Here is a 20998-nt window from a genome sequence, read left to right on the forward strand (position 1 = left end):
CGCTAAAAACAAAAAAGCCCGGAAAACCAAGGTTTTCCGGGCCAGTTGATAGGTCCGCCTTTATCTGATCAGAAGCAATCCGCAAACAGGGTCTTGGTATTTTCAAGCGTCAATGCAACCGGATTACCGCCGGCGCTCGGGTCTTCGATCGCCATCGCCGCCAGTTCGTCGAGCCGGTCGGGGGTGATTCCCATCGCCGTCAGATTGTCAGGGACGTTGAGTTCGGAACGCAGCTTCAGCACGTAATCATAGAAACCGTCGAAGCCGCCCGAAATTCCGAGATAGGCTGCCGCACGTGCGATCTTCTCTTCAATAGCCGAGCGGTTGAAGCGCAGCACTGCAGGCATGACGACGGCATTGGTCATGCCGTGATGGGTGTTGTAGACGGCGCCAATCGGATGCGAGAGCGCATGGATGGCGCCGAGACCCTTCTGGAAGGCGACAGCGCCCATAGCGGCTGCCGACATCATGTTGGCGCGGGCTTCCAGATCCGTGCCTTCCTTATAGGCGCGCGGCAGGAATTCCTTGACGAGCCGCATGCCCTCCAGCGCGATGCCGGCCGACATCGGATGGTAGAAGGGCGAGGAATAGGCTTCCAGGCAATGGGCGAAGGCATCCATGCCGGTGCCGGCCGTGATGATCTTCGGCATGCCGACCGTCAGTTCCGGATCGGCGATGACGACGCCCGGCAGGAACTTCGGATGGAAGATGATCTTCTTCACATGCGTCACGGAATTGGTGATGACGCTGGCGCGACCGACTTCCGAGCCGGTGCCCGCCGTGGTCGGTACGGCAACGATCGGCGCGATACCTTCGACGCTCGCCCGTGTCCACCAGTCGCCGATATCCTCGAAATCCCAGACCGGGCGCGTCTGGCCGACCATGAAGGCCACGCACTTGCCAAGATCGAGGCCCGAACCGCCGCCGAAGGCAACAACGCCGTCATGGCCGCCGTCGCGGAAGGCCTTGATGCCGGCTTCGAGGTTCTTCTCGTTCGGGTTCGGATCGACATCGGCGAAGATCGCGCGGCCGAGGCCGGCATCTTCGAGAATGTCGAGCGCGTTCTTGGTGATCGCCATCGAGGCGAGGCCGCGGTCAGTGACGAGCAGCGGCTTCTTCATGCCGAGGCTCTTGCAGGCGTCGGCCAGTTCCTTGATGCGGCCGCGGCCGAGCTTGACTGATGTCGGATAGCTCCAGTTTGCGGTGATGTTGGCGCTGCTCATGCTGTAACCTTCTTGAGATGGTAAGATTTCGGGCGCGTCAGATTGTGGAAGCCGATGATCGACAGCGAGCCGCCGCGGCCGGTTTCCTTGACGCCGGTCCAGCACAGAGCCGGATCGAGATAATCGGCGCGGTTCATGAAGACAGTGCCTGTTTCGATTTCACGGCCGAGCCGTCCTGCCCGCTCCGCATCCTTGGTCCAGAGCGAAGCAGTCAGCCCGTACTGGCTGTCATTCATCAGCGCCAATGCCTCGTCGTCATTCCTAACCTTCATAATGCCGACGGCTGGGCCGAAGGTCTCTTCGCGCATGAAGGCCATGGAATGGTCGACATTGACGAGGATCTGCGGTGCCAGATAGGCGCCGCCGTCATCGGCCGGGAAAAGCTTCGGATCGACCAGCGCCTTGGCGCCTTTGGCAACAGCATCGGCGATCTGCTCGCGCACCACCTTGGCAAAGCGCTTGTGCGCCATCGGGCCGAGCGAGGTCTCCGGATCGAGCGGGTTGCCAAGCTTGTAGTTCGAAACCCAGGCGACCGACTTCTCGACGAACGCGTCATAGAGCGATTCATGCACATAGATGCGCTCGATACCGCAGCAGCACTGGCCGGAATTATAGGTCGCGCCATCCATCAGCGTGTCGACGGCGGCGTCGAGATCGGCATCCTCCATCACATAGCCCGGATCCTTGCCGCCGAGCTCGAGGCCAAGACCGGTAAAGGTGCCGGCCGCAGCGCGTTCCATCGAGCGACCGCCTTCGACCGAACCGGTGAAATTGACGAAGTTGAAGCTGCCGGCGGCGATCAGCGCCGAGGTCGTCTCATGGTCTAGGAAGACGTTCTGGAACACATCCTCTGGAATACCGGCCTCAACAAAGGCCTGCACCAGCCGCTCGCCGACGAGCAGCGTCTGCGAGGCATGCTTCAACACGACGGTATTGCCCGCCATCAGCGCCGGCGCGATCGTGTTGATCGCCGTCATGTAGGGGTAGTTCCAGGGCGCCACGACGAAGACGACGCCATGGGCTTCGCGCTCGATACGGCGCTCGAACTTGTCGCTTTCTTCGACGACGAGCGGAGCCAGAGCATCGGCTGCGATCGAGGCGACATAGTTGGAGCGCTCGTTGAAGCCGCGATATTCGCCGCCATACTTGATCGGCCGGCCCATCTGCCATGCAAGCTCGGGCACGACGACATCGGACATCTCGTTGAGACGGGCGACGCCCTTCAGCACCAGTTGGACGCGATCTTCGAGCGGGCGTTTGGCCCAGGCTTTCTGCGCTTTGCGCGCACGCGCCACGGCTTCCTTTGCCGCTTCAAGCGAAAGCGCCGGACGCTCCGCGTAAACAGAGCCGTCAATCGGCGAAATGCATTGGATCATCGTCATGATCTAAATCCTGTTTTCTTGGCCGCAGGGAAAGACACCACGACTTGTTCTCCGTAGGAGAATCCGGTCGGGCGGCTTTCCGCTTCGGATATGTTCTTAAGCTCTCTCGAAGCCGCGCGCCACTTCCCAATCCGTGATGCGGCGGTCGTATTCTTCCTGCTCCCATTCGGCAGCGCGGGTATAGTGGTCGATGACGTCGTCACCGAAGGCTGCGCGCAGCATCTCCGATTCCGTCATCGCCTTGGTGGCAGCCCGCAGCGTGCGCGGGATCTCGCGAATGTCCTTGCCGAAATAGGCGTCCCCCACATAGGGCGCCTCCAGTTCCAGCTTCCTTTCGATACCGTCGATGCCGGCGGCAAGCAGGGCCGCGAAGGCGAGATAGGGATTGAGATCGGAGCCGCCGACGCGGCATTCGATACGGATCGCCTTGGTCTCCTCGCCGCAGAGGCGGTAGCCCGCCGTTCGGTTGTCCTTGCTCCAGACGGCCTTGGTCGGCGCGAAGGTGCCGGCCATGAAGCGCTTGTAGGAATTGATGTAAGGCGCCAGGAAATAGGTGATCTCGCTCGCGTGGCTGAGCAGGCCGGCAATATAGTTCTGCATCAGCGGTGTCATGCCGTGATGGCCGGCATGGTCGAAGAAGAGCGGCTTTTCTTCGAGACTCCAGAGCGACTGATGGATATGCGAGGAACTGCCGGCGGCATTGTAATGCCACTTGGCAAGGAAGGTGATTGCCTTGCCCTTCGACCAGGCGATCTCCTTGCAGCCGTTCTTGATGATCGCATGCCGGTCGGCCATGGTGAGCGCATCGGCATAACGCACATTGATTTCTTCCTGGCCGGCGGAAGCCTCGCCCTTGGAATTTTCGACCGGGATGCCCGCACCCTGCAGGCCCTTGCGGATCGCCCGCATTACCTCTTCTTCCTTGGTCGTCTGGAAGATGTGGTAGTCCTCATTATAGGCGCTGGCGAGCTTCAGGTTTCGGTATCCGGACGCCTGTGCCGCCTCGTAGGTCTGGTCGAACAGGAAGAATTCGAGTTCGGAGGCCATATAGGCCTTCATGCCCATGTCCTCCAGGCGCTTGACCTGCTTCTTCAGGATCGCGCGCGGCGAATGGGCCACTTCCTCATGCGTATGGTGGTCGAGCACGTCGCAGAGAACGAGGGCCGTTCCTTCGAGCCAGGGGATGACCCGCAGCGTCGAAAGGTCCGGCTTCATCGTATAGTCGCCGTAGCCCTTCTCCCAGCTGGTCGCCTTGTAGCCGGAGACGGTTTCCATCTCCATGTCGGTGGCCTGTAGGTAGTTGCAGCTATGCGTTTCCTTCCACGCGCTTTCGAGGAAGAATTCCGCCTGGAAACGCTTGCCCATCAGGCGCCCCTGCATGTCCACCTGGCAGGCCAGCACCGTATCGATGCGCCCGTCGGCAACGTCCTGTCTGAGATCGTCGAGAGTATAGCTGCTCATGATGTATCCGCCTGAAATTGAACCTGAGAAATCGGGAAAACGAAACGGCATGCGACCGCCGGGATCAACCCGCCCGATGCCTTTTCGTTGAACCGTGAGGGGGCCGCGTGATGCGGCCCCGCCATGTGAGAGGGAAGCCTCAGTTCTTAGCTTTCGCCGACGGCCTTTTCGGCCGCTGCGATCTCGGCCTGGCGTTTTGCCACTTCGTCGCCGATCGGCGGGCCCTTGAAGCGGCGGCTTTCGAAGCCGAACCAGACGATGCCCGTCAGCACCAGGAACCCTACCGTGACGTAGAGCGCCGGCCTGTTCGGCGGCTGAATGCCGAGAACGAAGATCAGGATCATCGCGAGGATCGAGAGGACCGCGAAGAGCTTGAACATGCCTTCGCCGAGGTTCCACGGACCCATCTTGTCCCACTTCGAGGTTCCCCAGGCAAAGAGGCCGAGTGCGATCGGGATCGCGAAGGAGAAGAACAGGAAGATGACCGTGCAGGATACGACGATCGTGTAAACCGGCGTGTCGCCGATCGAGACGAGCGACGAGCCCCAGACGAAGAGCACCGAGAGGATCGAGCCCGTCCAGATCGCAGCAACCGGCGTGCGGTAGTTCGGGCTGACCTTCGACAGCGCCTTGGAGGCCGGCAGGCCGCCGTCACGCGAGAAGGCGAAGATCATGCGCGAGACCGAGGTGACGGTCGCAAGGCCGCACAACCACTGGCTGACGAAGATCGCGAGATACAGGATATCCTTGACGATCGGGTTCACCTGGCTGTCCATCGCCCAGAAAAACACGTTCCAGCCCTGCTTTGCCGCGTCGTCCATGTTCGGCAGCATGAGCACGAAGGCGCACAGCATGATGTAGCCGAAAAGCGCCGACCACAGGACCGACGCGACCATGCCGCGCGGAACGGAATGCGCCGCCTTGACGGTTTCTTCCGAAGTATGCGCGGAAGCGTCATAACCGGTGATGGTGTAGATCGGCAGCAGAAGGCCGAGCAGGAACACCCAGGCGCCCGATGTCGTGGGCCATACATTGCCGCCGACTTCGCCGGAATAGTTGGCAAAGGTGAAGAGCCGGCCGAACTCATAAGACGGTGCGGCAAGCAGGCACACGGCTGCGAGCACGATCGCGGTTGCAAAGATCAGGTAGCCGGAGAAGTCCGTGAGCTTTGCGGTGAGCCCGATGCCCATATGGTTCACAAGCGCCTGTGCGCCGGTGATGATCACCAGGAAGACGATCCGCACCAGCGTCGTGTCCGTCAGGCCGAGATAGCTCGTGCCGAAGGCGCCCATGAAGAAGTAATAGGTGCCGACATTGATGGCGCCGAGAACCGTGACGAGGCCAAGCAGGTTGAACCAGGCTGTCAGCCAGCCGGTGAAACGGTTGCCGAGGATCGAACCCCAGTGATAGAGCCCGCCTGCCGTCGGATAGGCGGAGCTGATCTGCGCCATGGCGACGGCAAAAACGAGCGAAACAAAGCAGCCGATCGGCCAGCCGATGCCGATGGCGGCACCGCCCGCGCCCGAGGTCGCCTGCGCCAGCGAGTTGATACCGCCGGAGAGGATGCAGATGATCGAAAAGGAAACGGCGAAATTCGAAAACGAGCTCATCCGCCGTTCGAGTTCCTGGGCATAGCCCATGGAATGCAGGATATGCACATCCTGCTTTTTATCACTTTCGGTATAGTCCGACATGACTTCCCCCTGTTGACAATCGCCCGCGGAATTGCGGCCAATCCAGTGCCAATAGTGCCCGTGGCTTTTCGCCTTGCGGGCTGTTCGCAGTTAAACTGCTCCCCGGGGTCTTATGTTTTATTCAGGCGTCCAGACTTTCCTGGATGAGCCTTGCGAGATAGTCGGCCACGACCCCTTGGCCGGTATCGTCTGCGATGAGGTCGTTTCGGACCTCGATCATGACATTGCGAAGCCCGTTGGAAATGCCGTGCAGGATCAGCGTGTGCGTCACGCCGTCCTCCGGCCCGTAGGGCTCGTTGCGTTCGGTGCGGTAGAGCGGCGCCTCGGCCGCTGATACCAGCATGCGGTCGGCAAGGCGGCTGTCCTCGTCATGGAGGATGCCGAGCTCGACGGCGCGTTGCTGGCCATTATAGACCGGTGTGAAACTGTGAATCGTCACAATGACGCTATCCTGCCCCCTCGCCTGGCGGTCACGGATCAAGGCGCGAACAGCATCGTGGAACGGCTGGTAAAGCGCTTCGGTGCGCGCAAGGCGCTCTTCCCCGGTCAAATCCTTGTTACCGGGGATCGTGTAGATCTCGCTGACCTCGGGCATGGCGCCCGGCGAACTCGGCGGCCGGTTGCAGTCATAGATCAGCCGGGAGAAGCGCTGGTAGATGAGCGCCGCATCGAGAGCAGCCGAAATGCCGCGGGCAACGGCAAGCGCGCCCGGATCCCAGGCGATGTGGCTTAAAAGCGCTTCTTCGGAGAGGCCGAGATTACCGAAATGTTCAGGAAGCGTGCGGGATGCGTGCTCGCAGATGATGAGCACGGGACTCTTGCCGCGGACGCGTTCGATTGCGACGCAATCGCCGTCCGCTTCGCTGAGAATTCGGGGCTGAGCCAGCACCAACAGCACCTCTCCATCGCTTAATAAAATCTTTACAAGAAAAGAATTCTTCAGGTTCTCGACAGTGTCAAGCGCGTTCTGAAAATTTCTTTTCATGACACTTGTTGACATGGATTGTGACAGCGTTGTTAACTTTCAGTGGGAAAGTGGCATCAGACCATCCCGGGGAGCAAAATCACGTGAGTGTCGCGGCTAAGACCGTTTCGGACGTCATTCATTCACATCTCGGCGTGCTCACACGCGCCGAAAAGCAGTTGGCCGAAAGCCTGCTCGACAACTACCCCGTCTCCGGCCTCGGCAGCATCACCACGATTGCTGAAAATGCCGGCGTCTCTACGCCGACGGTCGTGCGCATGGTCCAGAAGCTTGGCTACAAGGGCTATCCAGACTTCCAGCAGCATCTGCATCAGGAAGTCGAGGCGACGATTTCCAATCCGATCGCCAAGCACGACCGCTGGGCCCAGAACGCGCCGGGCACCCATATATTGAACCGCTTCGCCGATGCCATCATGGGCAATCTGCGCCAGACGCTCTCCGATCTCGATACGGCTACCTTTGATAACGCCGCAGCCTTGCTCTCGGACCGCAAGCGCACGCTCTATTTCGTCGGCGGACGCATCACCGGCGCACTTGCCGAATATTTCTTCACCCATATGCAGGTCATCCGCCCGAACACGGCGCTGCTTTCTTCCAATTCGTCGAGCTGGCCGCAATACGTCCTCAATATGAATCCGGGTGACCTGCTCATCATCTTCGATATCCGCCGCTACGAGCAGGAAATGGTGAGCCTCGCCACTGCCGCCCGTAAGCGCGGAGCCGAAATCATCGTCTTCACCGACCAGTGGGCTTCGCCCGCTGCCAAGCTCGCCCGTCACGCCTTTCGCGTGCAGATCGAGGCGCCGTCGGCCTGGGATTCCTCCGTTGTCACACTCTTTATCGTCGAGGCGCTCATCGAGGCGGTGCAGAACTCGACCTGGGACGAAACGAAGGAGCGCATGAAAACGCTGGAAGGCCTGTTCGAACAGACCCGGCTTTTCCGCAAACCCGGTTAGGAGGGACAACTAAAAAAAGGGCAAAAACAATGACGGATTTCGCGGAAACAGGACAGCCTGTCGCAAATGAAACATTGGCGCAAGCACCTGCTATTCATGAGAAAATTAACGTCATTCAACTGTCATACAAGCTTCATCTAACGCCAGTAACAGCACATCGGACACTGAAAACCCGAAGGAGAACAACAGTGATCTCTAACATTTCTCGACTGCTCTCGCTTTCTACTGCGATGATCGTTGCTTCGACTGCGATCGCAGCAGCTGAGCCGAGCGCTGATCTTATCGCTGCCGCCAAAAAGGAAGGCACGCTGACCACGATCGCTCTCCCGCATAACTGGTGCGGCTACGGCGACGTCATCGCAGGCTTCAAGGCCAAGTACGGCCTCGAAATCAACGAACTGAACCCGGATGCAGGTTCGGGCGACGAAGTCGAAGCAATCAAGGCCAACAAGGGCAACACCGGCCCGCAGGCGCCTGACGTCATCGACGTCGGCCTCTCCTTCGGTCCGTCTGCCAAGAAGGACGGCCTGATCCAGCCTTACAAGGTCTCCACCTGGGATTCCATTCCGGACAGCGCCAAGGATGCCGAAGGCTACTGGTACGGCGATTACTACGGCGTTCTCTCCTTCGTCGTGAACACCGATATCGTCAAGAACGTCCCGAAGGACTGGGCTGACCTCAAGAAGCCGGAATATGCCAACACGGTTTCGCTCGCCGGCGACCCGCGCGCTTCGAACCAGGCTGTTCAGGCCGTTTACGCTGCCGGTCTTGCAACCGGTGAAAAGGACGCAACGAAGGCTGGTGAAGCTGGTCTCGCTTACTTCGCAGAGCTGAACAAGGCCGGCGCGCTCGTTCCGGTTATCGGCAAGTCCGCTTCGCTCGCTCAGGGCTCGACCCCGATCGTCGTCGCATGGGACTACAACGGCCTCGCATGGCGCGACAGCCTTGCCGGCAACCCGCCGGTTGAAGTCGTCGTTCCGTCGACCGGCGTTGTCGCAGGCGTTTACGTTCAGGCGATCTCCGCTTTCGCTCCGCACCCGAACGCTGCCAAGCTCTGGATGGAATATCTCTATTCGGACGAAGGCCAGCTCGCTTGGCTGAAGGGCTACTGCCACCCGATCCGCTTCAACGACCTCGCTCAGAAGGGCAAGGTTCCGAAGGAACTGCTCGACAAGCTGCCGCCGGCTGAAGGCTATGCAAAGGCCGTCTTCCCGACGCTCGACGAGCAGGACAAGGGCAAGACCGCAATCACCACCAAGTGGGATAGCGTCGTCGGCGCCAACGTTCAGTAATATCTGACCTCGCCTCCCCGCCTACCAAGGCGGGGAGGCTTTTCTCACTCCGACGCCCCAGGATGAGCTTTTCCATGAGCACCGTTTCAACGCCTATGGTAAGCACTGCCCCCTTGATCAACAAAGATCGTGTGATCGACTGGCTGGGCATTGCACCCTTTATTATTTTTTCTCTGCTATTCCTGATCATCCCCACTCTGTATCTTGTGGCGGGCGCGTTTTTGACGCCCGATGGCGATTTAACGCTGAAAAATATCAGCGATCTTTTCACCCCATCCATTATGAGCGCCTACTGGATTAGTATCCGCGTCTCGGTCGCATCCGCTCTTGGTGGCGCGCTGATCGGCTTCTTTCTCGCCTGGGCCGTCGTGCTCGGCGGGCTGCCGAGCGGGGTCCGCGCAACGCTGCTGACATTCTCGGGCGTCGCCTCGAACTTTGCCGGTGTGCCGCTCGCCTTCGCCTTCCTGGCAACGCTTGGCCGCACCGGCCTTGTGACCCTCTTCCTGCGCGACTGGTTCGGCTTCAACCTTTACGGCACCGGCTTCAACCTTCTCTCCTTCTTCGGCCTCACCATCACCTACATGTATTTCCAGATCCCGCTGATGGTGCTGATCCTGACGCCGGCGCTCGACGGCATGAAGAAGGAATGGCGCGAAGCTTCACAAATCCTCGGCGCCACCAACCGCCAGTATTGGACAATGGTTGCGCTGCCGATCCTCTGGCCAAGCCTGCTCGGTACCACGCTGCTTCTGTTTGCGAACGCTTTCGGCGCTATTGCAACGGCCTATGCGCTGACCGGCTCGTCGCTCAACATCGTCCCGATCCTGCTCTACGCACAGATCCAGGGCGACGTGCTTCACAACGCCAATCTCGGCTACGCGATCGCGCTCGGCATGATCGTCATCACCGGCGTTTCGAATGTTCTCTATCTCATGCTGCGCATGCGCGCTGAACGGTGGCAAAAATGAAGGGACAACGTATCGGCGCCTGGATCGCCATCATCATCGGTGCAACCTATTTCATCGTCCCGCTTCTCGGTACGCTGGAATTCTCCCTGCGCAAGCGTCGTGACGCCTATTCGTTCGACGCCTATCAGTCTGTCTTTTCCGATGCCAGTTTCCGCGAGACGTTCGGCTACTCCATGATGATGGCCGCGCTGACCATCGTCTTCGGCATGCTGCTCGTCGTACCCACCGCATATTGGGTACGCCTGCGCCTGCCGCAGATGCGTCAGGTCGTCGAATTCATCACGCTGCTGCCGCTCGTCATCCCGGCGATCGTCATCGTCTTCGGCTATATTCAAATGTACAAGTCCTCCTCGTACCTGCCGCTGACCGGCTCCACGACGGGCACCAACATCCTGCTGATGTTCTCCTACATCACGCTCTCGCTGCCCTACATGTACCGCGCCGTCGATACCGCCATGCGCGCCATCGACGTCCGCACGCTGACGGAAGCAGCCGAAAGCCTTGGTGCGAGGTGGACGACGATCATGTTCAAGTGCATTTTTCCGAACGTCATGAGCGGCGTGCTTTCGGGCGCCTTCATCACGCTCGCGATCGTCATGGGCGAATTCACCATGGCAGCCTTGCTCGGCCGCCCTGCTTTCGGCCCCTACCTGCAGCGTGTCGGCGCCAACCAGGCCTATGAGCCTTCGGCGCTCGCCGTCATCGCATTTTCGATCACCTGGCTCAGCATGGGCCTGCTCAATCTCGTTTCCCGCTTTGGCAAAGCCCGCCCGGCTAGGGTATAAGGTATTTGGCTCATGTCTTTTCTTACGCTGACCAACATTCAGAAATCCTTCGGCCAGACGCAGGTCGTCAAAAACTTCAACATGAACATCGAGAAAGGGGAATTCGTCTCCTTCCTCGGACCATCGGGCTGTGGCAAGACGACCGTCCTGCGCATGATCGCTGGTTTTGAAACGCCGACCGGCGGCACGCTGACGATCAACGGCAAGGACCAGCGTGCGCTGAAGCCAAACCAGCGCAACATCGGCATGGTCTTCCAGGCCTACGCCCTGTTCCCGAACATGACGGTGCATGACAACGTCGCCTTCGGCATGAAGGTCGCGGGCGCTCCGAAGCCGGAGATCGACAGCAGAGTCAAGGAAATGCTCGGCCTCATCAAGCTCGATCATCTGGCAGATCGCTTCCCCTACCAGATGTCCGGCGGCCAGCAGCAGCGCGTCGCACTCGCCCGTGCGCTTGCCGTCAAGCCACAGGTGCTCCTGCTCGACGAACCGCTCTCGGCTCTCGATGCCAAGATCCGCGTGTCGCTGCGCGAAGAAATCCGCCAGATCCAGCAGTCGCTTGGCATCACCACGGTTTTCGTCACGCATGACCAGGAAGAAGCGCTTTCGATCTCCGACCGCATCGTCGTCATGAATGGCGGCAAGGCAGACCAGATCGGCACGCCCTTCGAGATCTACAACACGCCGGCAACGCGCTTCGTCGCCTCCTTCGTCGGCACGCTGAACCTCATCGAAGCCAAGGTAGTCGACCCGGATAGCAACCGTATCCAGATCGGCGATCAGGGTGTGACGCTGAAACAGTCCGTCCAGACTTACAAGGCTGGCGACACCGTTCAGCTAGCGCTCCGCCCGGAAGCCGGTTCGCTCGCCGAAGGCACCCAGAGCGACACTGCGCTGACCGGTCAGGTCGTCTCCGCCCACTTCCTGGGTTCGGTCATCCGCACCCGCATGAATGTCGGCGGCAACGTCATCTCCTTCGACATGTTCAATAGCCCCGGCGTCACCCCTCCGGCCGCTGGCGAAACCGTGACGCTCCGCTTCATGGCCGCCGACCTGCTCGTCATCCGCGACTGATAGAAACGGACTGAAATAAAACGAAGGCGCCGCCAACGCGGCGCCTTTTGTATGCCTGCTACCTAATTTTCATGAGCCCCTGCCCCTCTGAATATCCAGGCCAGGGAGATAGCATCGAAACGGAAGGCAGCGTAAAGGAACTGACCAACGGCTTGCCTCGAATCCGGGCAAGCAATACAGACCGGACGGCCATCCGCTCGGTCGCTCCACAACGGGGTCTTTCAATGATTACCTGCCATCTGCGATACGTCATCGACCCTTACAAACTTGCCGAATTCGAACAATACGCCCGGCTCTGGATCCCCATCGTCAACAGGATGGGCGGTGCCCATCACGGCTATTTCCTGCCGTCCGAGGGCGCAAACAACATTGCGGTTGCGCTGTTTTCCTTCCCGAGCCTTGCCGCCTATGAGGACTATCGCACCCGTATGGCAAGCGACCCGGAATGCCAGGCCGCCTTCGAGCTCGACAAGCGCAACCGCAGCATCATCAGCTATGAGCGCAGCTTCATGCGCCCGGTTCTCGGCTGATCCCCCTGGAATTCAGTCCAGACATATCAATCCGGCCGATCGGGATAAGACAGCACCAGATTCCATAGAATTCGGATATCCGGATTGTTCCGTTACTGTCGGCCGCCCCAGCCGGGGATAGAGTGCAAGGCATATCTCCATCTATTGGATGACGGCTTTGCGCACCGAAGCGATGACACAATCAATGTCGGCGAAGGATTGGGGCCAGCTCGCGCTCCTGGGCGCACTTTGGGGCGGGTCGTTCTTCTTCGCCCGCATAGCCGTATCCGAAATTCCGCCTTTGGCCCTCGTGCTTTATCGCGTGGCGATTGCCGCGCTGGTCCTGCATCTCTGGTTGAAGCTGCGCGGCATTTCCTTCGCGCCCGTTCTCGCCCGGCCCGGCTCTTTTCTGTGTCTCGCCCTGCTCAACAACGTCATTCCCTTCTCGTTGATCTTCACTGGCCAAACGGAAATCGGCGCCGGCCTCGCCTCGGTGTTCTACGCAACAACACCTCTTTGGACGATCCTCGTAGCAAACGCGCTGACACCGGATGAAAAGATCTCAACCGTGAAGATCGCAGGCGTCGCGATCGGCATCGCAGGCGCTGCCGTCATGATCGGCCCTGGACTTCTTTCCAATCTTGGCGGACCCACATGGGCAAAACTCGCAGTCATCGGAGCCGCTGTCTCCTATGCCTTCGCCGTTGTCTACGCCAAACGCTTCAAAAGCATAAGCCCGACGGTGGTCGCGACCGGCCAACTGACAGGCGCGACCATCCTCATGCTGCCGATCGTTTTCTTTTTCTACAGCCCGGCCGACATCGTCACGCCGTCTGTTCCGATATGGATGGCCGTACTGGTTCTCGCGATCCTGACAACCGCCTTCGCCTTCATTCTGTATTTCAACCTCATCGCCTCGGCCGGAGCGACCAATGCTTCCCTCGTGACGCTGCTGGTGCCCGTCAGCGCGATCCTGCTGGGCACGGTCTTTCTCGGCGAAAGACTGGAAACGTTCGAGTTCAGCGGGATGATCCTGATCATGACGAGCCTGATCATCATCGATGGACGGCTTTTTCGGCGTTGACCCATCTACCTGTTGCTCGAAAGAAAAAGCCCCGCTCGATGGCGGGGCTTTTCATTCAGGTGGCAATCAGCGGATCGCTTGGTCGTTCGCATCGAAGCGATGGACGTGGCCGCCATCGGGCGTCGCATAGACAATCTCATCGGGTTCATACTTATGTTCGCCGAAGAGACGCGCGGTCAGCAGGCCGCACTGGTCGGATTCCAGATAGACGATTGTGTCGGCGCCGAGATGCTCGACATGTACAGTCTTCGCCTTCCAGGTACCATTGTCGCGAGACAGCATCAGGTGCTCGGGGCGGATGCCGACCGTTTTTGCCTCCGCATCGCCGACCTTGTCGCCGGCAATGAAGTTCATCTGCGGCGAGCCGATGAAGCCGGCGACGAATGTATTGGCCGGGCGGTTATAGAGTTCCATCGGCGAACCGATCTGCTCGATTGCACCGGCATTCAGCACCACGATCTTGTCGGCGAGCGTCATGGCTTCCACCTGGTCGTGGGTGACGTAGATCATCGTCGCCTTGAGGCTGCGGTGCAGGCGAGCGATTTCGAGGCGCGTCTGCACGCGCAGCGCCGCGTCGAGGTTGGAGAGTGGCTCGTCGAACAGGAAGAGTTCCGGCTCGCGCACGATCGCACGGCCGATCGCCACGCGCTGGCGCTGACCACCAGAAAGCTCGGCCGGGCGACGCGCCAGATATTGTTCGAGCGACAGCATCGACGACGCCTTGCTCACCCGCTTCTCGATCTCGTCCTTGGCCGTACCGGCTTGCTTGAGACCGAGGCCCATGTTGTCCTTGACCGTCAGGTGCGGATAGAGCGCGTAGGACTGGAACACCATGGCGATACCGCGTTTGGCCGGCGGTGTCAGCGTCTCATCGCGGCCGTTGATGATGACGGCGCCCGAGGTCACGTCTTCCAGGCCGGCAATGCTGCGAAGCAGGGTTGATTTTCCGCAGCCGGAAGGGCCGACGAAAATGACGAATTCGCCGTCTTTGACCTCGAGGTCGATGCCCTTCAGCACATCATGCGTGCCATAGGCCTTGCGGATGGATTTGAGTTGAAGCGATCCCACTAGTCTTTCCTTATAGTCTAACCGGTCGGCCGGTGCGCACGCTTTCGTCAGCGGCAAGGCAGATGCGCAGCGAGGCCACGGCGTCATCCATATGGCGGGTAAGGTCCAGATCTTCGCTGACAGCGCGCAGCACGAAGGCCTGTTCAAGGTCGCAAAGCGCCTGATGGCCGGGCTCGCCTTCCATCGTCATGTCCTGATCGGGACGGATGAATTTGCCGTCCGGGCCGGTCTCTGCCGTATGCAGCCGGATGACGGATGTCTTGGTATGCGTGTCGATATCGTCGGACTTCGCCTTCGGATCCATGACGATCGAAACCGCGCCGTTCGGCGACATGACATCCTTCACGAAGAAGGCGGTCTCGGAGATCATCGGCCCCCAGCCGGCCTCGTACCAGCCGACGGAACCGTCTTCATAGAGCACCTGCAGGTGGCCGTAATTATACATGTCGGGCGCAATCTCGTTCGACAGCCGCAGACCCATACCGCGCACCTCGACCGCCTTCGCATCAGTGATCTGGCACATGACGTCGACATAGTGGACACCGCAATCAACGATCGGCGAAGTCGTCTGCATCAGCGACTTGTGCGTCGCCCAGGTCGGGCCGCTGGACTGCTGATTGAGATTCATGCGGAAGACATAGGGACCACCGAGCTTCCTTGCCTCCTCGATCAGCTTCTTCCACGACGGATGGTGGCGGAGGATATAGCCGATGACCAGCTTCTTGCCGGCCCTCTTCGCCGCAGCCACGACACGCTCCGCATCGGCAACCGTCGTTGCCAGCGGCTTTTCGACGAAAACGTCACAGCCGGCCTCGAAGGCAGCCACGGCATAATCGGCATGGCTGTCGGAATAGGTGTTGATCGAGCAGAGATCCGGCTCCAGCTCGGCAAGCGCCGTCATGAAGTCCGGATGGATCGTGTATTGATCCAGCTCGGGCGCGAGCTGCGACGGCTTGGAGCGGTTGACGAGGCCGACGATCTCGAAGCCCGGATTGTTGTTATAGGCGAGCGCATGGCTGCGGCCCATATTGCCGAGGCCGGCAACGAGAACGCGGATCGGCTTTTCGGATTGGCTCACTTGACGGCTCCCGAGGTAATGCCGCGGATCAGCTGCCGCGAGAAGATGACATAGAGGACGAGGATCGGCAGGATCGCGAGCGACAGTGCTGCCAGAACCGCATTCCAGTTCGTGACGAACTGGCCGATGAAGATCTGCGAACCGAGCGTCACGGTCTTGGTGGCTTCGGATGGCGCCAGGATCAGCGGGAACCACAGGTCGTTCCAGATCGGGATCATCGTGAAGACGGCGACCGTCGCCATAGCCGGCCGCACCAGCGGCAGCACGAGGCGGAAGAAAATCGAATATTCCGAGAGCCCGTCGATGCGGCCGGCATTCTTCAGGTCGTCGGAGACGGTGCGCATGAATTCCGACAGGATGAAGATCGCAAGCGGTATGCCCTGCGCCGTATAGACAAGGATCAGCGCCGTCAGCGTATTGACGAGGCCACTCGCGACCATGCCCTGCAGGATGGCGACCGTGCCGAGGCGGATCGGGATCATGATGCCGATCGCCATGTAGAGGCCCATCACCGTATTGCCGCGGAAACGGTATTCCGACAGCGCAAAGGCGGCCATCGCCCCGAACAGCAGCACAAGGAAGATCGCAACGATCGTCACGATGAAGCTGTTCTGGAAATAGGTGGCAAAGTCACCCTGCCCCAACACCGTCTGATAGCCGACGAGGCTGAAGGTGGAAGGCGTCGGCACCTGCAGCGGCGACCGGAAGATCGCGTTGCGGTCCTTGAGCGAATTGATGATCGTCAGGAACACCGGGAAGATGGCGATCAGCGTGTAACCGATCAGCGCCAGATGCACGAGGCCGGTGCGGATGGGGGATGTGCGCGCTCTGTTCGACATGGGGCTCACACTCCTCAGAACTGGTAGCGGCGCATGCGCCGCTGAATGGCGAAAAGATAGAAGGAGACGCCGGCAAGGATGATGAGGAACATCACCGTTGCGATCGTCGCGCCCATGGAGCGGTCGCCGAGCTGCAGCTGGAAGCCGAAAAAGGTGCGGTAGAGCAGCGTGCCGAGAATATCCGTGGACATGTCGGGGCCGGCAAGCGCGCCCTGCACGGTATAGATCAGGTCGAAGGCGTTGAAATTGCCGACGAAGGTCAGGATCGAGATGATGCCGATCGCCGGCAGGATCAGCGGCAGCTTGATCTTCCAGAACTGCGCCCAGCCGGTGATGCCGTCGCATTCGGCAGCCTCGATCACCTCCTCGGGGATGCTCAGAAGTGCAGCATAGATCAGCATCATCGGGATGCCGATATATTGCCAGTTGGAGATCAGCGACACAGCCACCAGCGCCGGACCGGACTGGCCGAGCCAGGGCGCAAAAAGCCACTTCGCACCGACAAGGCTCATCAGCCAGGGAGCAACGCCCCAGATCGGCGAGAGGATCAGCTTCCAGATGAAACCGACGATAACGAAGGAAAGCAGCGTCGGCAGGAAGATCGCCGTACGATAGAAGGCGACGAAGCGCAGCTTCGGCGTCGAAAGAAGCGCGGCAAGCGCAATCCCGATCGGATTCTGCACACACATATGAATGGCGAAGAAGATCAGGTTGTTGACGAGCGCGTTCCAGAAGTCGTGCGCCCAGCGCTGGTCGCCGAACAGAACCTTGTAATTGGCGAAGCCGACAAACGTCGGTGCGCCATCGACCGTGTTGTAGAAGGAAAGCCGGAGCGTTTCGATCAGCGGCAGGACCATGATCGCCGAATAGACGATCAATGCCGGGAGAAGGAAGATACCGATATGCCAGCGTATGGGACGCTTGATCGGTTCAGGAATTGCCGATGTCTGATCGGTCATCGCTTGGCTCGCTTTTGGCTTCGTTCTCTCCCTCATCCCTACTTGTCACAGGGATCGAGCAGCGCCGCCTCGGCGGCGCGGGAGACTCTTTCACGCGAAAGACTTTGCGTGGCTAGATTCCTATGACATCCCTCGGGCTAGCCCGAGGAGACAGGAATGAGGGCGGCAATCGGACTGCCGCCCTCCTCTCATGCTTTCAGCTTACTTGGCCGGCTTGTACCAGCTGTCGAGGCCCTTCTGGAGCTTTTCGGCAGCAACGGCCGGAGTGTCCGTGCCATTGATGACGTTAGCCGATTCAACCCAGGTCTCGTTTTCGAGGTTCGGCGTGCCGCGCGACAGGATCTGGTAGGTCGAGCGGACGGTCGACTTGTACGGGCCGCGCCAGGAAACGAATTCCTGAGCGAGCGGGTCCGTCATCTTGACCGGGTTGGAGTTCAGGCTGAAGAAGCCCGGCAGCGCATTGGCGTAGATATCCGCAAACTCGGGCGAAGCGACCCAGGCAAGGAACTTCTTGGCTTCTTCCTGGTGCTTGCTCTTGGCGTTCAGGGCAACGCCGATATCCGGATGGTCGGAGATGTAGCCCTGGTCGCCGGCCTTCGGAACCGGCGGCGGGAAGGCGCCCATCTTGAATTGCGCCTGCGTGTTGAAGAGCGAGATTTCCCAAGAGCCGGCCGGATAGATGGCGGCGCGGCCGAGCGTGAAGAGGTTCTGGCTGTCCGAATAGGTCTGGGCTTCGAAACCGTCGCCGAGATAGGGCTTCCACTTGGCAAGCTCTTCATAAGGCTTGACCCAGTCGGCGTCGGTCAGCTTCTGCTTGCCCGCGATCAGGGCTTCACGGCCGTCCTCGCCCTTCCAGTAGTTCGGGCCGATGTTCTGGTAGCCCATGGTTGCGGCTTCCCAGAGATCCTTTGTGCCCATGGCGAGCGGGATGTAGGTGCCGTCAGCCTTGATCTTGTCGAGGGCTGCGAAGAACTCGTCTTCTGTCTTCGGAATGGCGATGCCGAGCTTGTCGAAGGCATCCTTGTTATAGATGAAGCCGTGGATGACCGAAGCCATCGGCACGCAGAAGGTCGACTTGCCGTCGTCGGTCGTCCAGGCGGCCTTCGCCACCGGCGAAAAGTTCTCCATTCCCGGCAGATCGTTCAAGCTCGTCAAATTACCGTTCTTAAACAGCGCCAGTGACTTGTCGAAGGGGCGGCAGGTGATGATGTCACCGGCGCTGCCGGCATCGATCTTGGCAGAGGTTGCAGCATCGTATTCTGTCGGCGCGGTCGGCGAGAAGACGAGCTTGATGCCCGGGTTCTTGGCTTCGAAAGCCGGGATGATCTTTTCCTGCCAGATCTGCAGGTCATCGTTACGCCAGCTTTCGATCGTCAGCGTGACATCGGCGGCATGAACGAGACCAGCTGACGACAGCAGGCTGGAGGCAAGCAGCAGGCTTTTCAGAGCAGTGTTTTTCATTTCCCTCTCCTGTTTTGAGCGCCGCTAGGCGCTGTTTTCGATCTGAAACAAGCAGTTGGCGTGTCTGAGGAAACACCCAACGCCCCTTTTAGAGCCGCCAAGATTGCCGGCCCCGAAGCTCTGTCGACACGGAAGACGATAGCCTCCGGCCGGACGGTGCGCCCTCCCGATACACTGAACCGGGCGCCAGAAAATAAGGGAAAACTTGGAAGGATGCCGCGCGCTTCCGCGAGCCATGTCGGCTCCTGCGGATCATTGCCTGCACCTTTCTCGAAACCTGGCCGGCGCTGTTTTTCTTTGCCGGTTTTCACATGCCTCGATACGCTGTTCCCTTTTGCGGAATTAAGGCCAAAAAAATACCAATTGTCCAGCCGAAATTAACTTCTGGACCTGAGAAAATTCATAAAAAAATTTTATTGTTTAAAATCAATATGTTAAAAACAAAGAATTTCCCGGTCATTTCTGCTTGGTAAATGGTATTTTTTTGGTATTGTATTAAAAAACACAAGGGAACGGCGTATCCGGAGGTCCGATGACGGAACTTGCAATCGGTATAGATGGTGGTGGAACAAGCTGCCGGGCCGCAGTTGCGGACAGAATGGGCAATGTCATCGGCCGCGGCAAGGCCGGCCCTGCCAACATCCTTTCCGATCTGGAAAACTCTCTCGTCAATATTGTCGAATCCGCTCGTCAGGCTCTGCGTGATGCAGGATTTAAAAATGAAACCGTTTCCACCGCCACTGCGGTCATCGGTGTCGCCGGTGCCAATGTCGGCGATTACGGCAAGCGCATCGAAAAGGCTCTTCCCTTCAGAAACGGCCAGGTCGTCACCGACGCGCTGATTTCGCTGCAGGGCGCGCTCGGAGACGGCGACGGCATTATCGGCGCTCTCGGAACCGGCTCCGTTTATAATGCCCGCCGGGACGGCAACCTGCACGGGATCGGCGGCTGGGGTTCGATCGTCGGCGATCAGGCAAGCGGCGCCCGGCTTGGCCGCGATCTCCTGGAAAAATCCCTGCTTGCCTATGATAGAGTTCGCGCTGCCTCACCGTTGACGGAAAAGGTCATGGCCGAATACGGCAACGATCCGGAACGCGTCGTCGAATTTGCCCACACAGCCCGGCCGACGGACTTCGCGCGTTTTGCGCCGATGGTCTTCGAAGGCGCTCAGGCCGGCGATGTCACCGCAATCGAGATCGTCAAGGATGCAGCGCGCGCCATCGGTGAAAGCCTCGATGCACTCTCATGGGCGGAATGCCCGTCCATCTGCCTGCTTGGCGGACTGGCCAAAGCCTACCATCCGTGGCTTGCCGATCGGCACAAGGCCCTTCTCGTAGAACCAAAGGCCGATGCGCTGCAGGGCGCCGTCGACCTTGCCGTAAAGCTTCGGAACGAACGGCAGAGAGGTGTGGCATGACCGACGATCTCGCCTCCATCCTTTCACCCGAACGCTTGCAGGCCGGCGGCACCGGCCCACTTTACGTGAAGCTGCGCCGCACACTCGAAGATGCCGTGCGTACCGGCACGCTCGCCCATGGCGATGCCCTGCCCCCCGAACGCGACATCGCCGAATTTGCCGCCGTCAGCCGCGTGACCGTACGCAAGGCAATCGACGAGCTCGTGGCCGACGGCCTGCTCGTGCGCCGCCACGGCTCCGGCACCTTTGTCGCAAAGCCGGTTTCGAAAGTCGAACAGCGCCTGTCGCAGCTCACCTCCTTCACCGAGGACATGGCCCGGCGCGGCATGACCGCCCGCTCCGAATGGCTGCACAAGGGCATCCACACCCCCTCGCCCGACGAGATGATGATCCTCGGCCTCGGCACCGACATCAAGGTCTCGCGCCTCTCCCGCCTGCGCATAGCCGACGACGAGCCCTTGGCGATCGAACATGCGAGCGTATCAGGCGAATTCCTGCCCGATCCCTCTACTGTCACCAATTCGCTCTATGCCGAGCTGGAACGACGGGGCGTGCGCCCGGTGCGCGCCGTCCAGCGGATATCCGCCACCAACATGAAGGAAGCCGACGCCCACCTGCTCGGCGTCCCCGTCGGCCAGGCCGGGCTCTCCATCGAACGTATTTCCTATCTCGGCTCTGGCCGCGCGGTGGAATTCACCCGTTCGCTTTATCGTGGCGACGCCTATGACTTCGTCGCCGAGCTGACGATTGGCGCAACATAGGC

The 20998-nt window shown here is 59.8% G+C and carries 19 protein-coding genes; 9 read left to right on the top strand and 10 right to left on the bottom strand.

Translation table 11 applies throughout. The features are described from left to right. Positions 1-68 precede the first annotated feature (68 nt). From AB4Z13_RS14080 to AB4Z13_RS14100, 5 genes are all read right to left on the bottom strand, one after another. Positions 69-1223, bottom strand: coding sequence for an iron-containing alcohol dehydrogenase (locus AB4Z13_RS14080; protein WP_439015956.1), 1155 nt, complete (start codon positions 1221-1223; stop codon positions 69-71). Continuing rightward, positions 1220-2605 carry an aldehyde dehydrogenase family protein gene (locus AB4Z13_RS14085; RefSeq protein WP_439015957.1) on the bottom strand — a complete coding sequence of 462 codons (1386 nt, stop codon included), beginning with the start codon at positions 2603-2605 and terminating at the stop codon, positions 1220-1222. The genes AB4Z13_RS14080 and AB4Z13_RS14085 overlap by 4 nt, the downstream gene beginning before the upstream one ends. A gap of 96 nt (positions 2606-2701) precedes the next feature. Beyond that, on the bottom strand, positions 2702-4066 hold the full coding sequence (locus AB4Z13_RS14090; RefSeq protein WP_439015958.1) for a glutamine synthetase family protein: 1365 nt from the start codon (positions 4064-4066) through the stop codon (positions 2702-2704). Positions 4067-4212: 146 nt separating this feature from the next. Continuing rightward, the gene (locus AB4Z13_RS14095) at positions 4213-5760 is read right to left on the bottom strand and encodes an amino acid permease (protein ID WP_310389261.1); all 1548 of its coding nucleotides are present in this window, start codon (positions 5758-5760) and stop codon (positions 4213-4215) included. Positions 5761-5881: 121 nt separating this feature from the next. Beyond that, positions 5882-6652 (bottom strand): N-formylglutamate amidohydrolase, encoded by a 771-nt coding sequence (locus AB4Z13_RS14100; RefSeq protein WP_439015959.1) that lies wholly within the window; start codon positions 6650-6652, stop codon positions 5882-5884. Positions 6653-6828: 176 nt separating this feature from the next. Here AB4Z13_RS14100 and AB4Z13_RS14105 point away from each other — a divergent pair, with 176 nt between their 5' ends. The 7 genes from AB4Z13_RS14105 (at position 6829) to AB4Z13_RS14135 (ending at position 13413) form a co-directional block, all read left to right on the top strand. Continuing rightward, on the top strand, positions 6829-7701 hold the full coding sequence (locus AB4Z13_RS14105) for a MurR/RpiR family transcriptional regulator (protein WP_113324548.1): 873 nt from the start codon (positions 6829-6831) through the stop codon (positions 7699-7701). Between the two features lie 188 nt (positions 7702-7889). Next, on the top strand, positions 7890-8993 hold the full coding sequence (locus AB4Z13_RS14110; RefSeq protein WP_439015960.1) for an ABC transporter substrate-binding protein: 1104 nt from the start codon (positions 7890-7892) through the stop codon (positions 8991-8993). Between the two features lie 74 nt (positions 8994-9067). Continuing rightward, the gene (locus AB4Z13_RS14115; RefSeq protein WP_310389255.1) at positions 9068-9961 is read left to right on the top strand and encodes an ABC transporter permease; all 894 of its coding nucleotides are present in this window, start codon (positions 9068-9070) and stop codon (positions 9959-9961) included. Continuing rightward, the gene (locus AB4Z13_RS14120) at positions 9958-10746 is read left to right on the top strand and encodes an ABC transporter permease (protein WP_113324551.1); all 789 of its coding nucleotides are present in this window, start codon (positions 9958-9960) and stop codon (positions 10744-10746) included. Before AB4Z13_RS14115 ends, AB4Z13_RS14120 begins: the two co-directional genes overlap by 4 nt. A gap of 12 nt (positions 10747-10758) precedes the next feature. Next, a complete protein-coding gene (locus AB4Z13_RS14125; protein WP_439015961.1) occupies positions 10759-11820 on the top strand; it encodes an ABC transporter ATP-binding protein in 1062 nt (353 codons plus the stop codon). A gap of 224 nt (positions 11821-12044) precedes the next feature. Beyond that, the gene (locus AB4Z13_RS14130; RefSeq protein ID WP_439015962.1) at positions 12045-12350 is read left to right on the top strand and encodes an NIPSNAP family protein; all 306 of its coding nucleotides are present in this window, start codon (positions 12045-12047) and stop codon (positions 12348-12350) included. A gap of 184 nt (positions 12351-12534) precedes the next feature. Continuing rightward, entirely contained in the window at positions 12535-13413 is an 879-nt protein-coding gene (locus AB4Z13_RS14135) for a DMT family transporter (RefSeq protein ID WP_439015963.1), read from the top strand. 66 nt (positions 13414-13479) lie between these two features. Here AB4Z13_RS14135 and AB4Z13_RS14140 read toward each other — a convergent pair whose 3' ends face one another. The 5 genes from AB4Z13_RS14140 to AB4Z13_RS14160 form a co-directional block, all read right to left on the bottom strand. After that, a complete protein-coding gene (locus AB4Z13_RS14140) occupies positions 13480-14481 on the bottom strand; it encodes an ABC transporter ATP-binding protein (protein WP_113324553.1) in 1002 nt (333 codons plus the stop codon). Between the two features lie 10 nt (positions 14482-14491). Next, on the bottom strand, positions 14492-15559 hold the full coding sequence (locus AB4Z13_RS14145; protein WP_439015964.1) for a Gfo/Idh/MocA family protein: 1068 nt from the start codon (positions 15557-15559) through the stop codon (positions 14492-14494). Further along, positions 15556-16398, bottom strand: a complete 843-nt coding sequence (locus tag AB4Z13_RS14150; protein WP_439015965.1) for a carbohydrate ABC transporter permease — start codon at positions 16396-16398, stop codon at positions 15556-15558. The genes AB4Z13_RS14145 and AB4Z13_RS14150 overlap by 4 nt, the downstream gene beginning before the upstream one ends. Positions 16399-16412: 14 nt before the next feature. Next, complete coding sequence (locus AB4Z13_RS14155) at positions 16413-17357, bottom strand: carbohydrate ABC transporter permease (protein WP_439015966.1); 945 nt, start codon at positions 17355-17357, stop codon at positions 16413-16415. A 201-nt stretch (positions 17358-17558) separates the two neighbouring features. Beyond that, on the bottom strand, positions 17559-18818 hold the full coding sequence (locus tag AB4Z13_RS14160) for an ABC transporter substrate-binding protein (RefSeq protein WP_439015967.1): 1260 nt from the start codon (positions 18816-18818) through the stop codon (positions 17559-17561). Positions 18819-19350: 532 nt separating this feature from the next. Here AB4Z13_RS14160 and AB4Z13_RS14165 point away from each other — a divergent pair. Beyond that, positions 19351-20235, top strand: a complete 885-nt coding sequence (locus tag AB4Z13_RS14165) for a BadF/BadG/BcrA/BcrD ATPase family protein (RefSeq protein WP_439015968.1) — start codon at positions 19351-19353, stop codon at positions 20233-20235. Then, on the top strand, positions 20232-20996 hold the full coding sequence (locus AB4Z13_RS14170) for a GntR family transcriptional regulator (protein WP_439015969.1): 765 nt from the start codon (positions 20232-20234) through the stop codon (positions 20994-20996). The genes AB4Z13_RS14165 and AB4Z13_RS14170 overlap by 4 nt, the downstream gene beginning before the upstream one ends. Positions 20997-20998 lie beyond the last annotated feature (2 nt).

Source organism: Rhizobium sp. YAF28, assembly GCF_052113285.1.
Lineage (GTDB): Bacteria > Pseudomonadota > Alphaproteobacteria > Rhizobiales > Rhizobiaceae > Rhizobium.

Excerpts from the sequence above, each read along its gene's own strand:
- AB4Z13_RS14170 (WP_439015969.1), top strand. The coding sequence starts at position 20,232 with ATGACCGACGATCTCGCCTCCATCCTTTCACCCGAACGCTTGCAGGCC.
- AB4Z13_RS14135 (WP_439015963.1), top strand. The coding sequence starts at position 12,535 with ATGTCGGCGAAGGATTGGGGCCAGCTCGCGCTCCTGGGCGCACTTTGG.
- AB4Z13_RS14165 (WP_439015968.1), top strand. The coding sequence starts at position 19,351 with ATGACGGAACTTGCAATCGGTATAGATGGTGGTGGAACAAGCTGCCGG.
- AB4Z13_RS14085 (WP_439015957.1), bottom strand. The coding sequence starts at position 2,605 with ATGACGATGATCCAATGCATTTCGCCGATTGACGGCTCTGTTTACGCG.
- AB4Z13_RS14150 (WP_439015965.1), bottom strand. The coding sequence starts at position 16,398 with ATGTCGAACAGAGCGCGCACATCCCCCATCCGCACCGGCCTCGTGCAT.
- AB4Z13_RS14095 (WP_310389261.1), bottom strand. The coding sequence starts at position 5,760 with ATGTCGGACTATACCGAAAGTGATAAAAAGCAGGATGTGCATATCCTG.
- AB4Z13_RS14115 (WP_310389255.1), top strand. The coding sequence starts at position 9,068 with ATGAGCACCGTTTCAACGCCTATGGTAAGCACTGCCCCCTTGATCAAC.
- AB4Z13_RS14125 (WP_439015961.1), top strand. The coding sequence starts at position 10,759 with ATGTCTTTTCTTACGCTGACCAACATTCAGAAATCCTTCGGCCAGACG.
- AB4Z13_RS14160 (WP_439015967.1), bottom strand. The coding sequence starts at position 18,818 with ATGAAAAACACTGCTCTGAAAAGCCTGCTGCTTGCCTCCAGCCTGCTG.
- AB4Z13_RS14155 (WP_439015966.1), bottom strand. The coding sequence starts at position 17,357 with ATGACCGATCAGACATCGGCAATTCCTGAACCGATCAAGCGTCCCATA.
- AB4Z13_RS14130 (WP_439015962.1), top strand. The coding sequence starts at position 12,045 with ATGATTACCTGCCATCTGCGATACGTCATCGACCCTTACAAACTTGCC.
- AB4Z13_RS14080 (WP_439015956.1), bottom strand. The coding sequence starts at position 1,223 with ATGAGCAGCGCCAACATCACCGCAAACTGGAGCTATCCGACATCAGTC.
- AB4Z13_RS14090 (WP_439015958.1), bottom strand. The coding sequence starts at position 4,066 with ATGAGCAGCTATACTCTCGACGATCTCAGACAGGACGTTGCCGACGGG.
- AB4Z13_RS14120 (WP_113324551.1), top strand. The coding sequence starts at position 9,958 with ATGAAGGGACAACGTATCGGCGCCTGGATCGCCATCATCATCGGTGCA.